This is a genomic window from Eubacterium aggregans (assembly GCF_900107815.1).
GTDB lineage: Bacteria > Bacillota > Clostridia > Eubacteriales > Eubacteriaceae > Eubacterium_O > Eubacterium_O aggregans.
Map to the genome: position 1 here is coordinate 150,736 of NZ_FNRK01000002.1, position 12,600 is coordinate 163,335.

The window sequence follows — 12,600 nt, forward strand, 5'->3', positions numbered from 1 at the left end:
ACAAAAGGGTCCCAGTTTCCATTGGGGCCCTTTTCGTATAAACGAATGAATTCCAGGTAAACACGCGATTACAAAAATAACAACATAAGGAGTGTATATGAAACGTTTATTTACTTCTGAATCCGTAACCGAAGGGCATCCGGATAAAATTTGTGACCAGGTTTCTGATGCGGTCTTAGACGCTATTTTAGAACAAGACCCCATGGCCCGGGTAGCCTGTGAAACCTCGGTGTCCACCGGCCTCGTTTTAGTCTCCGGAGAGATTTCCACCAATTGTTATGTCGATATTCCAAAGGTGGTCCGGGAAACCATTCGTGGTATCGGCTACGATCGGGCCAAGTACGGCTTTGACTGTGATACATGTGCGGTACTGGCGTCCATTGATGAGCAATCTGCGGATATTGCCATGGGTGTTGATAAAGGTCTGGAAGCTAAGGAAGGCGAAGTCGATGATATCGAGCTGGCCACCGGTGCTGGAGACCAGGGAATGATGTTTGGCTATGCCTGCGACGACACCCCGGTTTATCTGCCAATGCCCATCTATCTGGCCCATAAGCTGGCCCGGAAGCTTTCGGAAGTCCGTAAGGATGGCACGCTAACTTATTTACGGCCTGATGGAAAATCCCAGGTCACCGTGGAATACGAAGATGGTGTACCGGTGAGAGTGGATACTGTGGTTATTTCAACCCAACACGATGCAGCTGTGGATCTTGCAACGATTCGCAGAGATTTGATTGAGAATGTCATTAAGCCTGTCATCAGTGATGACCTGATGGATGAGAACACCAAAATCTTTATCAATCCCACCGGGCGTTTCGTCATTGGTGGACCCCAGGGGGATGCTGGCCTCACCGGCAGAAAGATTATTGTGGATACCTACGGCGGAATGGGGCGTCACGGCGGCGGTGCATTCTCCGGGAAGGATCCGACAAAGGTTGACCGCTCCGCTGCTTACGCGGCCCGTTATATTGCTAAAAACGTTGTGGCCGCTGGATTGGCTAAGAAATGCGAAGTCCAACTGGCCTACGCCATCGGTGTTGCAAAGCCAGTCTCCATTTATGTCGATACCTTCGGCACGGGAGTTGTAAGTGAGGAAGATATAGTTAATGTGATTCAAAATCATGTTGATTTAAGACCTGAAGCTATAATTCGTAATCTTGGTTTGCGCCGACCCATTTACAAACAGACGGCGGCATATGGCCATTTTGGAAGGGATGATATTGAATTGCCCTGGGAAAACACGGATTTAGTGGATGTTTTCAAGGAAATCTTATAAAAGTCACAGCTGATATTTTCGTAAAAGATTATGCTCTGGAAGAACTTCAGGGCATAATTTTTTTTGAAAAAAATTCACTTTATTAAGGACATTATGTCGTTTTTCGGTTATAATCATACCAAGAATCGGTTAGTGACGAAAAGACTGACTAGTAAGGATGTATTAAGATGATTGAGTTTATTAATGTAACTAAAACTTATGAAAAAAATGAAAAAGACGCATTAAGGGATATCAATCTTTTCATCGATAAAGGAGAGTTTGTCTTCCTGGTGGGCCGAAGCGGCGCCGGGAAATCGACATTCATCAAATTATTGCTGAGGGAAATCGAAACCACCCAAGGTGTGGTTAAAATTAAAAACCATGATATTTCCAAGCTTTCAAAAAAGGAAATTCCATATCTGAGACGGAAACTAGGCGTTGTTTTCCAGGATTTCCGCCTGCTTGAAAATAAGAATGTGTATGAAAATGTGGCTTACGCCATGGAAATCATCGGTCGGCCAGAGCGTAAAATACGGAAAAAGGTTCCACTGGCGTTGGAAATGGTGGGGCTATCCCATCGAATGTACCATTATCCCCATGAGCTTTCCGGTGGGGAGCAGCAGCGTGTGGTTATCGCCCGGGCGATTATTAATAATCCCAGTATCCTCATCTGTGATGAACCGACAGGAAACCTTGATCCGGAGACCTCCAAGGATATCATGCGGATTTTGCTGGAAATCAATCGCCATGGCACGACGGTGGTTGTCGTTACCCATGACAGTGAAATGGTGGATGTTATGCAGAAGCGTGTGCTGACCTTAGAGGGAGGCTGTTTAACCAGTGATGAAAGGGGCGGATACACCAATGCCCAATAGTCAATGGCATGCGATGTCCCGGTCGGTGATCCGGGATACCGCCAACAGTATTAAGCGGAACAGCCTGATGAGTTTGGCGTCGGTTTTTTCCATCATGGCGGCGCTGGTCATTCTCGGCTTCTTCCTCATTCTCACCATTAATATCAGACAGGCCACGGCCAATGTAGAATCCGGATTAGAAATTAAAGTGTTTTTGAAGCAAGATGTAACGGAAGCGAATAAAACAACCATTGAACAAGGTCTTCGCAGCAGCGATATGATCGCAAGTGTTAAATTTGAAAACAAGGATGAAGCCCTGAATAATTTTTCAGGCCAATTAAGCAGCTATTCCAGTTTATTATCCTCCTTCAATGCTGAGAACAACCCCATGCCGGAATCCTTTGTGGTAACGGCAAAGAATGCAGAGGATATGGCAGCCATTAAAACCTATGCTGAGGGGTTGAGCTCTACGGGGATTGAATACGTTAAGTACGGTGAAGATTATGTCACGGCATTGACGAATTTTAACCACTTTGCCAATTTAATGAGTATTGTTGTCACGGCGGTTTTATCCGTTATTGCCTTATTACTCATTTACAATACCATTAAAATTACCGTTTTTGCCAGACGTAAGGAAATCGGTATTATGAAGTATGTTGGCGCAACGGATGGCTATATTCGAATCCCCTTCGTACTGGAGGGTACCTTCTTAGGAATTATTGCGGCGGTGGTGGCCTTGCTGGCACTGCGCAGTGGTTACTTCTTCATGTTGGGATTTTTAAGTGGCAATTCGTTGCTGTCCATCACCTCAACCTTAGCCACGCCCGGAGCTGTGGTGGGGCAATTGTCTTTCTTTTTCATTGTGTATGGCGTGGTGATTGGTGCCCTGGGGAGTATCTTTGCCATTCGGAAATTCCTTGATGTATAATATTTGGAGGAAACATGAAGCATTTAAAACGACTTGGATTTATTTTTACCTTTTTCTTTTGCCTGACCATTATTGCAACATCTGTGGCGGCAGCTACAGAGGATGAACTGAATCAACAAAAGGCAGAGGCTACCCAGAAGAAAGATGCCGCTCAATATCAGGTGGATATGACCCAGACCACTATCGATGGTATCACCGCGGAAATCAATAAGGCCAATGAACAGATTACCTTATTAACCACAAAGATTAACGATTTGGACAGCAAAATAAGCGACTTAAGCACCCAACAGAAGAGTGCAGAGGCAGAGTTACAGAAAGCAGAAGCAAAGCGCGACCAGCAGCAAAAAGAGCTGGAAGAACGGCTTCGCGTGATGTATATGTATGGTAATGAAGGCTATATGGAGGTCCTCTTTTCTGCAACGGATTTTGGGGATTTGATTTCTAAGGCAGATATGGTCGCTTCCATTGCCCAGGCGGACCAGGATTCAGCGGCACAGTTGGAACAGACCCAGAAGGAAATCGAAAAGAAGAAGGCAACCATCGAAAGTAATAAAGCCCTGACGGAGTCGGCAAAGGCGGAGCAGGAAACTCTTCTGAGCCAACAAAGCGGGATCAAGGCTCAGCAGGATGAGCTGTTAGCAAAAAATAACGCCATTATTGAAGAATACAAAACAGAAGTGGCAAAGCAGAATGCAGAAATTAAGGCGGCTGAAGATAGTTTAGCTAAAATTGCAGCAGAAAAAGCTGCAGAGGTAGAACGCCAGCGCCAGGCAGAAGAAGCCCAGCGCCAAGCTGAAGCAGCAGCAAATAATGGCTCATCATCCAGTAGCTCTGACAGTAGCAGTTCTTCTGGAAGTTCCAATGTAGCCTCCTCTTCAGGTTACATCTGGCCAAGTGATTGTTATATTATCACTGACTATTTTGGTTATCGGGAATCTCCTGGTGGTATCGGGAGTACTAATCATCAGGGGTTGGATATAGGCGCATCCTACGGAACGCCTGTTTATGCAGCGGCCAGTGGGGTTGTCACCCTGTCAGAATATTGGGGGGGCTACGGGAACGCAGTTATGATCGCCCATAATGATGGCTATTCGACCCTGTACGGACATAACAGTGCCCTGGCTGTATCTGAGGGGGATTATGTCAATCAGGGCGACGTCATCGCCTATGTGGGAAGTACAGGGAACTCAACGGGTGCCCATATCCACATCAGCTTTATTGATGGCGGTGGAAATTACGTAGATCCACTGAATTTCCTTCCCTATTAAGCACGATGTAATGAAAAACGGTGCTTTCTTTCGTTGAAAGCACCGTTTTTATTATTGACGGCACCTGTTTTTTCTGTTATTATTTAATCTGCATCTGAAAGAATGTGGATATTTGCTGGGATGGCACAGTTGGTAGCGCAATTGATTCGTAATCAATAGGTCGGGGGTTCGAATCCCCCTCTCAGCTCCATCAAGAGCGTAAGCGAAAACCCTTCTAATTGAGGGCTTTCGCTTTTTTATTTTCGTAAGGACAGGTAGGATTTTAGAAAGGGAAGAGCATGGATAAAAAAACCAAGGAGTCCAGAGAACAGGATGAGCGTTTTGAAAAGAGGGTAAAGGCTTTTGTCTATATCATCCTTCGGGTTGCGGTCGTTGGGGTGATGATTGCTCAAATTTACAATCAAAATTGGAATAATGTGTTTCTTTGTGTACTGACCTTGGTCCTATTCATGATTCCAACGTTTGTTGATAAGCAGCTTCACATTGAACTACCAACGACCCTAGAAGTTATTATCGTCATTTTTATTTTCTCAGCAGAAATTCTTGGGGAAATACAGGAGTATTACCTGATTTTTGGACATTGGGATGCCGTGCTTCACACTATAAACGGCTTTCTAATGGCTGCTATCGGATTCTCCCTTATTGATATTCTTAACCGGAATGAAAATGTTACCTTTAATTTAAGCCCGGCTTTTGTGGCTGTCTTTGCCTTCTGTTTTTCAATGACCATCGGCGTTTTATGGGAATTTTATGAATTTTTCATGGATATGATGTTTAAAACGGATATGCAAAAGGATACCTGGCTGCCCTGGGTCAGCTCGGTGTTTCTTAATCCCGATGGGGCCAACGTGGCTGTAGCCTGGGATATTAATCGTGTGGTGATTAATGGACAGGAATGGCCTGGCTACATTGATATTGGACTGATTGACACCATGAGCGATTTATTCGTTAATTTTGTAGGAGCTGTCGTTTTCTCAATTTTTGGATTAATTTATATTAAAAATCGGAAGGAAGATAGTTTTGTCACTCGGTTTATGCCCAGGCTGAGACGCAAACGTGCATCTGATGAAGAAAACATTGAATAACCTTTTTGACACATTGTAGAAACTATGATAATATTTTGAATAATATCTTCAAAATATTTTTCATAGTTTTTTCTTTTCTTTAAAGAATTCTCGGATGGAGGTTCCCTTGGATCAAGCAAACATGAGTAAAAAAACAGTGGCCGAGCTGCGTCAGGAAGCAGAAGCACTGGGAATTAAAAAAATTAGTCGAATGAAAAAGCAGGAATTGGTAGATGCTATTTTAAATGAAGGACAAGCGGTAAAGGCTAAGTCAGAGCCACCAGCAGAAGCACCATCCACAAAGACAGAGCCAGAAGTCAAAAATGAGGAAGGTAAGCAGACCACCGGAGGGTCGTATAAAGCACGGGAAAATAAGGAAAGAAAACCCCAAAAAGGTATGAACATCAAGGGGAAAGGCCGCAATGGCGGCAACAACCGCTACGCGAAGATAAAGGATAATATACAGGATGCGGTGGAAATTGAAGGACCGGTCGAAGTTCTGCCTGAAGGCTTTGGGTTTATTCATCGTGGGGATAATGAGCTGCCCATTTATGTTTCTGGTTCACAAATCCAAAAGTTTAAATTGGTAACAGGTGACATCATTGGCGGAAAGGTACGCCCTCCCAAAACCGGAGAAAAGTATGCGGCGATGCTATTTTTGGAAATTGTTAATGGGACTCCGACAACCGAAATTATTGAAAAAATGAATAGCCTGATGTACACCGAGGATAAAGAGGATACAGATCGCTATAAGCGGACCCAATGGGGGATCTTGGACATTAACTCCGAAGGCTTTGGTTTTCTAAGGACCAATAATTATCTTTCTGGAGAAAAAGACATCTATGTGGCAGCTAACCAAATCCGCCGTTATAATCTGCGAACTGGGGATAAGCTTGAGGGAAGAATCCGAAAACCCAATGAAGGTGAAAAATACGATGCGCTCTTATATGTGGAGCGGGTGAATGGCGATTTACCCGAGACCGTGACCCATCGTCCAAAATTTGAGCGGTTAACACCAATTTTCCCCAATGAGCGCATTACCTTAGAAACCGTTTCGGATGTGGTCTCCACCCGGATGATTGATTTATTTGCACCGGTTGGTAAGGGACAGCGTGGGATGATTGTGGCGGCACCGAAGGCTGGGAAAACGACCCTTCTAAAGAACATTGCCTTGGGAATTGCAAAAAACCATCCGGAGATTGAGCTCATTATTTTACTGGTGGATGAGCGACCGGAAGAAGTGACAGATATGAAACGCTCGGTTCAGGCGGATATTGTCTTTTCAACCTTTGACCAACCCCCGGAAAACCATATTCGTGTGGCAGAAATCGTGCTGGAGCGTGGAAAACGTTTGGTTGAACAAGGGAAGGATGTTGTCGTTTTGGTGGACAGCCTCACCCGACTAACCCGGGGAAACAATCTAGTTATTGCTCCATCGGGACGGACCTTGTCCGGGGGGTTAGACCCGGAGTCTTTATACTTCCCAAAGAAGTTTTTTGGATCGGCCCGGAAAATTGAGCATGGCGGCAGTATGACAATTTTGGCCACTGCCCTTATCGATACAGGGAGCCGTATGGATGATATTATTTTTGAGGAATTTAAGGGAACGGGGAATATGGAGCTCCATTTAGATCGGGAATTGGCAGAACGGCGCGTATTTCCAGCCATCGACCTGCATAAATCCGGAACCCGCCGGGAGGATAAGCTGCTCAGTAATGAGGAGCTGAAGGTAACCTATAATATTCGTAAAAGCTACGCGTCTACCAGTGCCATTCAGCTAACAGACAAGGTGATCAATACTTTGGAGCGGACGGATAATAATGAAGAGTTCCTTAAAATGTTCCTTAAAAAGAATTCTTAAAGATTTTCAAAATAGGAATTGCCTTTTAGCCCGTTGTTTGCTATAATAATCAAGTTGTTAGAATACAAAATGATAATAATCAATACAAGATACGAAATGAGGTGAATTTGATGAAGGAAGGTATCCATCCAAAGTATGGCAAAGCAACCGTTAAGTGTGCTTGCGGTAATACTTTTGAAACTGGTTCCGTCAAAGATGAACTGAAAGTGGAAATCTGTTCTGCTTGCCATCCCTTCTTTACAGGGAAACAGAAGTTGGTCGACACCGGCGGACGTGTAGAACGTTTCAACAGAAAATTTGGTTTAAAGAGCGAAGAGTAAGAGTCGGTTTAACCGGCTTTTTCTTTTTGTGTATAATGAAAAAATGATGACTATAACAGATGCTTTAAAAAAAGCGGTTTATCAATTTAATGAAGCAAATATTCCTCAGCCTCGTTTGGAAGCAGAGATTTTGTTGGATGCTGTCCTTGGCTGTGGCCGAGTATACTTTTACAGCCACCCGGATCATTCCCTTACCCAGAAGGATGTTGAGGGATATGAGGCCCTGATTGAACGTCGCTGTGCCCATGAACCCACGGCTTATATTTTAGGTAAGAAAGAATTCATGGGGTTAGATTTTATCGTCAGTCCGGCGGTACTGATTCCCAGGCCAGATACAGAAACCGTGGTAAATGCTGCCCTAGCACAAATACCAGGGAATGGGCGTGGGATAAGAGTCCTGGATTTATGCACGGGTTCTGGAGCCATCGGCCTGTCCATTAAAAAATTTCGATCAGAGGCGGAGGTCGTCCTGGCAGACATCTCCCCGGGGGCTTTAACCACTGCAACAGAAAACGCCAATGCTCTTGGGCTAAAGGCAGAGCTTGTTCAGAGTGATTTGTTTGCCGATTTACAAGACCGGCGGTTTCATCTGATCGTTTCCAATCCACCGTATATCCCAAGGGATCTTGTCCCTGGCTTAGAGTTAGATGTTCAGGGCTTTGAGCCGCACCTCGCTTTAGATGGTGGCTATGATGGCTTTGAACTCTACAATCGGATTATCCAGGGGGCGCCAGACCATCTAGTGGATGGCGGTCGTCTTCTTTTTGAAGCAGGAGATGGCCAGGCTGGAGACTTAGCCCAGCGCATGGTAACGGCAGGATTTACCATCGATACCGAGGAACGGGATTTAATTGGGGTCCTTCGGGCTGTTGGTGGATATAAAAACTCCTATAAAGAACAGTAAAGCGTTTGAGTTTGAAAACGAGTTGTGCTATTATAAATAATATAGAGAATTATGCGTATTTAAATGGAGGTATAGAATAGATGATTTCAGCAGGAGAATTTCGTAAGGGTGTCACTTTTGAAATGGACGGTAATGTGTTTGTCGTGGTGGATTTCCAACATGTCAAGCCGGGAAAGGGTGCTGCTTTTGTCCGGACAAAGTATCGCAATGTCATTACTGGTGCCATTCGGGAAGAAGCGTTTAACCCCAACGACAAATTTCAAAAAGCCCACATTGATACCAAGGAAATGGAATATCTGTACAGTGATGGTGATTTATACTATTTCATGGATTCGGAAAGCTATGAACAGATTCCCCTGAATTTTGAAGTGGTTGAAGAAGCCCTTAAATATTTAAAGGAAAATGATACGGCAACCATTAAGTTCTTCAAAGGTGAAGCCTTCTCGGTTTCAGCCCCCAATTTTGTTACACTGCAGGTTACCAAGACGGAACCAGGCTTTAAAGGGGATACCGCTACGGGTGCCAATAAGCCTGCAACAGTGGAAACCGGTGCGACCATCACAGTACCACTATTTGTAGAGGAAGGAGATACGATTCGTGTAGATACCCGTACTGGGGAATACATGGAACGTGTATAATCACGATGAAGTATATTCAAGAAAAGGTCTCTTATCTAAAGGGGCTGTCTGACGGGCTGGGTTTGGATGACAGCACCAATGAAGGCAAGGTTATCCTTAAGATGTTAGATGTTTTGGATGATATTACCGATGCCCTCGACGGTCTCATGGAAGCCCAGGATGAACTCGAAGATTATGTGGAAATGATCGATGACGATATGACGGATTTGGAGGAGTACATCCTGGAGGACGATATGGCCTTCGGTGATGAAGACGACGAGTATTATGAGGATGACGATGATTTATACGAAGTCATCTGCCCCAGCTGCGGATCAGCTTACCTGACCGATTTTGAATCCTTTGAAGAGGATGAGGTATTCTGTCCGGAATGCGGGGAACAATTCAAACTGGAAGAAAAGGTTGTAGAAGAGCTGACCCATGCCGATGGGTGCCAGTGTGGGCAGCATCACGAATAGGTGGTGAGAACATGAATGAAATTCCCAATGTACAATCAAAGGAAGTATCCAATGAAATGATTTGCTCAATTGCAAATCTGGCCGCTTTAGGTGTTGATGGTATTGAAAAGATGTTCATGCGGATTTCAGATGAGCTTATTGATGCTTTGAATCCGTCGGCAGTATCCAAGGGTGTCAAAGTCGTTGAATACGAAGAAGGCTATACAATCGATATCCACGTCATCATGCGCAGTGGTGTGGATATTGTGAAGGTTGCCAAAATGGCCCAGATCAAGGTGAAGGAATCCGTGGAGATCATGGCTGGAAAGCAGGTCTCCCAAGTCAATATCCATGTTAAGGGCAGCGGAAAATACTAAAGCTGAGAAGGTCGCAGGCATACTCTTGCGGCCTTTTTGAACGTTATTGAGAGAGTGAAAAATGTCAGATAAAAAAAGTAAGATGGGCAGAACCCAGGAACGTGAACAGGCCCTCCGTGGGATATTTCAAATACCCTTTCACGGAGAAGGGCGGGATGTGGAACGATGTATTGAGCGCTTTATGGAAGGCGATGCCGAGGTAAAATCGGAAGACAGCATTCCCGGTGACACCACTGGTTTTGCTGAAGGAATCATTATGGCGGTTCTTGGGAATCGGGACACCATTGATGGCTATATTCGAAAATATCTCAAAGAAGACTGGGCCCTGGATCGTCTTCCCAATGCGGAAAAGGCTATTTTGCGCCTGAGTATCGCAGAGATGCTCTATATGGAAACCCCTAAGGAAATTGCTATGAATGAAGCCATTGAGTTGGCAAAAAAGTATGGGGATGAAGACAGCACAAAGTATATCAACGGTATTTTGAATAATTTTGCCAATGAAAACATCTTGAAGAAAACCGGGAAAGAGGATGGGGCAAAATGACCCCGTGCTTTCTGGGAATTGACACCAGTAATTACACCACATCCATCGCCCTGTGCGATGAGGATGGACAGCTTCTTTCGGACAGCCGCCAGGTATTAATGGTCAAGGCAGGGGAACGAGGGCTTCGGCAATCCGAGGCATTGTTTCAGCATGTCCGAAATCTTCCGGAAATGCTGGAGTCTCTGGATTTTAGCCGAGTACAGGTAGTGGGAATTGCCGCTTCGGTCTCTCCTCGGCCGGTGGAGGATTCCTATATGCCCGTTTTTCGGGCTGGCAGCGGCCAAGGGCGTACTTTAGCCCATGTCCTGGGCATTCCCTTTTTGCCCCTAAGCCATCAGGAAAACCATATTCGGGGGGCAATGTACGGGTGCGGGATTCAGTCCGACCGCCTGGATGCCCCCTTTTTATCCGTCCATTTTTCGGGTGGAACCTCGGAAATTCTAAAGGTCACCCCCAGGGAGATAGGGTATGATTGTGAAATCCTTGGAAAGACCCTGGATTTAAACAGCGGGCAGCTTATCGATCGCATCGGTGTCGCCATGGGACTGGGTTTTCCTGCCGGAAAGGCATTGGAAGCCTTGGCCAGGCAGGATGTGGAACATCAATTTACCATTTCTTCCCGGGTAGAGGGACAAAATTTCCATTTCTCGGGGCAGGAAAATCAGGCTCTGGCATTATTAGAGGGCGGAGCAGCCCAGTCAGCGGTAGCCTATGCCCTGTTTCGCGCCATTGGGAAGACCCTGGAACGGGCTGTCCGGGCATCGGCCCAGGCAGAGGGGATTCGACAGGTGGTATTTTCCGGAGGGGTCATGGCCAATGGCATCGTGCGGAAGACCATTGAGCATCGCTTGAAGGGCAGTGGAATACAACTGTTTTTCACAGATCCCCGGTACGCCACAGACAATGCGGTGGGATTAGCCTTACTGGCGTGGGAGCATTATCGACAGGAGAAATAAAGCATGGAACGAAATTTGAGCGTTACCCAGGTCAATCATTATATCAGCACGCTTTTAGAAACGAACAGCGTGTTAAAACGCATGACCGTAACGGGCGAAATCTCGAATTTTAAACGCCAGGGCTCCGGTCATCTGTATTTTTATCTCAAGGATGCAGGCAGCCGTATCAGCTGTGTCCTGTTTAAAGGAAATACCCGAGGGCTTACCTTCCTCCCCGAGGACGGGATGAAGGTGGTGGTCCGGGGGAATATTTCTGTTTATGAACCCAGTGGACAGTACCAGCTACTGGTGCGGACCATGGAGACCGACGGCCAGGGTGATTTGTTTCAGCAATTTGAAGCTTTGAAGGAACGGCTGGCTAAGAAAGGCTGGTTTGACCCGGAAAAAAAGCTGGGGCTGCCGGAGGTCATTAAGCGGGTGGGGGTCGTCACTTCACCAAGTGGGGCGGCAATCCACGATATTATTTCAGTTATTACCAGAAGGGATCCGGGGGTGGAAATCCTCCTCTGTCCCACCGTGGTACAGGGAGATGGTGCGGCGCTTTCTATTGCTTCCGCCATCGATCGACTGTGTGATTTAGGGAATATTGATGTCATTATCGTTGGTCGCGGGGGCGGGTCCATAGAGGATCTGTGGGCCTTCAATGAAGAGTCCGTGGCCGAGGCCATCCACTTTGCCGATATCCCCATTATATCGGCAGTTGGTCACGAGACCGATTTTACCATTGCTGATTTTGTGGCGGATTTCCGGGCACCAACGCCATCGGTAGCTGGAGAAATGGTGTCCCAGGATATCCGGGAGCGGTATCAGATGTTGGCGGCTTACTACCTGCGCTTGACCGAGGCCATGACGGTCTCCCTTAAGAGCCGTCGCCAATGGATGGAGGCACTGTCCTACCGCATGGCAGCGAAAAATCCTGGTATTGTTCTGGAGAAGGAGCGGCTGAACCTCGCTTATCTTGAGAGGCGTCTTATAAGTGGAATCCATTCTGTCTTACAAGAGCAGCACCTTCTGCTTTCCGGGTTCCGGGAACGGATGAGCGTATTGGATATTCGCGGAACCTTGGAACGAGGCTTCGTCATCGTCAGAGATACGAAGGGACAACTTGTTCGAATCCCGGGGGATATCGAGCCTGGAAGTCGGCTAAAGCTGACCTTTGCCAAGGGTGACCTGACTGTTATTGTATCGGAGGATTGA

At 46.1% G+C, this 12,600-nt stretch carries 14 protein-coding genes and 1 tRNA gene; all 15 read left to right on the plus strand.

Translation table 11 applies throughout. The features are described from left to right. Positions 1–97: 97 nt before the first annotated feature. The 15 genes from metK (at position 98) to xseA (ending at position 12,600) form a co-directional block, all read left to right on the plus strand. Positions 98–1,276: a methionine adenosyltransferase gene (gene metK / locus BLW33_RS01895; RefSeq protein WP_090304520.1), complete on the plus strand. Its 1,179-nt coding sequence runs from the start codon at positions 98–100 to the stop codon at positions 1,274–1,276. A 167-nt stretch (positions 1,277–1,443) separates the two neighbouring features. After that, positions 1,444–2,130, plus strand: a complete 687-nt coding sequence (gene ftsE, locus BLW33_RS01900) for a cell division ATP-binding protein FtsE (RefSeq protein WP_090244206.1) — start codon at positions 1,444–1,446, stop codon at positions 2,128–2,130. Then, positions 2,099–3,037: a permease-like cell division protein FtsX gene (gene ftsX, locus BLW33_RS01905; protein ID WP_242911568.1), complete on the plus strand. Its 939-nt coding sequence runs from the start codon at positions 2,099–2,101 to the stop codon at positions 3,035–3,037. Before ftsE ends, ftsX begins: the two co-directional genes overlap by 32 nt. A 14-nt stretch (positions 3,038–3,051) precedes the next feature. Further along, positions 3,052–4,305: a murein hydrolase activator EnvC family protein gene (locus tag BLW33_RS01910; RefSeq protein WP_143032574.1), complete on the plus strand. Its 1,254-nt coding sequence runs from the start codon at positions 3,052–3,054 to the stop codon at positions 4,303–4,305. 114 nt (positions 4,306–4,419) lie between these two features. Further along, positions 4,420–4,495, plus strand: a tRNA-Thr gene (locus BLW33_RS01915). Positions 4,496–4,583: 88 nt separating this feature from the next. After that, complete coding sequence (locus tag BLW33_RS01920) at positions 4,584–5,390, plus strand: DUF2238 domain-containing protein (protein ID WP_090304522.1); 807 nt, start codon at positions 4,584–4,586, stop codon at positions 5,388–5,390. A gap of 106 nt (positions 5,391–5,496) precedes the next feature. Next, entirely contained in the window at positions 5,497–7,230 is a 1,734-nt protein-coding gene (rho, locus tag BLW33_RS01925) for a transcription termination factor Rho (RefSeq protein WP_242911565.1), read from the plus strand. Positions 7,231–7,340: 110 nt separating this feature from the next. After that, positions 7,341–7,550, plus strand: coding sequence for a 50S ribosomal protein L31 (gene rpmE, locus BLW33_RS01930; protein ID WP_090304526.1), 210 nt, complete (start codon positions 7,341–7,343; stop codon positions 7,548–7,550). 43 nt (positions 7,551–7,593) lie between these two features. Further along, entirely contained in the window at positions 7,594–8,454 is an 861-nt protein-coding gene (prmC, locus tag BLW33_RS01935; RefSeq protein WP_143032575.1) for a peptide chain release factor N(5)-glutamine methyltransferase, read from the plus strand. Positions 8,455–8,534: 80 nt separating this feature from the next. Next, the gene (gene efp / locus BLW33_RS01940; RefSeq protein ID WP_090304529.1) at positions 8,535–9,092 is read left to right on the plus strand and encodes an elongation factor P; all 558 of its coding nucleotides are present in this window, start codon (positions 8,535–8,537) and stop codon (positions 9,090–9,092) included. 5 nt (positions 9,093–9,097) lie between these two features. Continuing rightward, on the plus strand, positions 9,098–9,547 hold the full coding sequence (locus BLW33_RS01945) for a CD1247 N-terminal domain-containing protein (RefSeq protein ID WP_090304531.1): 450 nt from the start codon (positions 9,098–9,100) through the stop codon (positions 9,545–9,547). An 11-nt stretch (positions 9,548–9,558) separates the two neighbouring features. Next, positions 9,559–9,903, plus strand: coding sequence for an Asp23/Gls24 family envelope stress response protein (locus BLW33_RS01950; RefSeq protein WP_090304533.1), 345 nt, complete (start codon positions 9,559–9,561; stop codon positions 9,901–9,903). A gap of 61 nt (positions 9,904–9,964) precedes the next feature. Further along, positions 9,965–10,447, plus strand: a complete 483-nt coding sequence (gene nusB, locus BLW33_RS01955; RefSeq protein ID WP_090304534.1) for a transcription antitermination factor NusB — start codon at positions 9,965–9,967, stop codon at positions 10,445–10,447. Next, positions 10,444–11,403 (plus strand): Kae1-like domain-containing protein, encoded by a 960-nt coding sequence (locus BLW33_RS01960; RefSeq protein ID WP_090304536.1) that lies wholly within the window; start codon positions 10,444–10,446, stop codon positions 11,401–11,403. Before nusB ends, BLW33_RS01960 begins: the two co-directional genes overlap by 4 nt. Before the next feature lie 3 nt (positions 11,404–11,406). Beyond that, the gene (gene xseA / locus BLW33_RS01965; protein WP_090304538.1) at positions 11,407–12,600 is read left to right on the plus strand and encodes an exodeoxyribonuclease VII large subunit; all 1,194 of its coding nucleotides are present in this window, start codon (positions 11,407–11,409) and stop codon (positions 12,598–12,600) included.

Excerpts from the sequence above, each read along its gene's own strand:
- metK (WP_090304520.1), top strand. The coding sequence starts at position 98 with ATGAAACGTTTATTTACTTCTGAATCCGTAACCGAAGGGCATCCGGAT.
- ftsE (WP_090244206.1), top strand. The coding sequence starts at position 1,444 with ATGATTGAGTTTATTAATGTAACTAAAACTTATGAAAAAAATGAAAAA.
- ftsX (WP_242911568.1), top strand. The coding sequence starts at position 2,099 with ATGAAAGGGGCGGATACACCAATGCCCAATAGTCAATGGCATGCGATG.
- BLW33_RS01910 (WP_143032574.1), top strand. The coding sequence starts at position 3,052 with ATGAAGCATTTAAAACGACTTGGATTTATTTTTACCTTTTTCTTTTGC.
- BLW33_RS01920 (WP_090304522.1), top strand. The coding sequence starts at position 4,584 with ATGGATAAAAAAACCAAGGAGTCCAGAGAACAGGATGAGCGTTTTGAA.
- rpmE (WP_090304526.1), top strand. The coding sequence starts at position 7,341 with ATGAAGGAAGGTATCCATCCAAAGTATGGCAAAGCAACCGTTAAGTGT.
- prmC (WP_143032575.1), top strand. The coding sequence starts at position 7,594 with ATGATGACTATAACAGATGCTTTAAAAAAAGCGGTTTATCAATTTAAT.
- efp (WP_090304529.1), top strand. The coding sequence starts at position 8,535 with ATGATTTCAGCAGGAGAATTTCGTAAGGGTGTCACTTTTGAAATGGAC.
- BLW33_RS01945 (WP_090304531.1), top strand. The coding sequence starts at position 9,098 with ATGAAGTATATTCAAGAAAAGGTCTCTTATCTAAAGGGGCTGTCTGAC.
- BLW33_RS01950 (WP_090304533.1), top strand. The coding sequence starts at position 9,559 with ATGAATGAAATTCCCAATGTACAATCAAAGGAAGTATCCAATGAAATG.
- nusB (WP_090304534.1), top strand. The coding sequence starts at position 9,965 with ATGTCAGATAAAAAAAGTAAGATGGGCAGAACCCAGGAACGTGAACAG.
- BLW33_RS01960 (WP_090304536.1), top strand. The coding sequence starts at position 10,444 with ATGACCCCGTGCTTTCTGGGAATTGACACCAGTAATTACACCACATCC.
- xseA (WP_090304538.1), top strand. The coding sequence starts at position 11,407 with ATGGAACGAAATTTGAGCGTTACCCAGGTCAATCATTATATCAGCACG.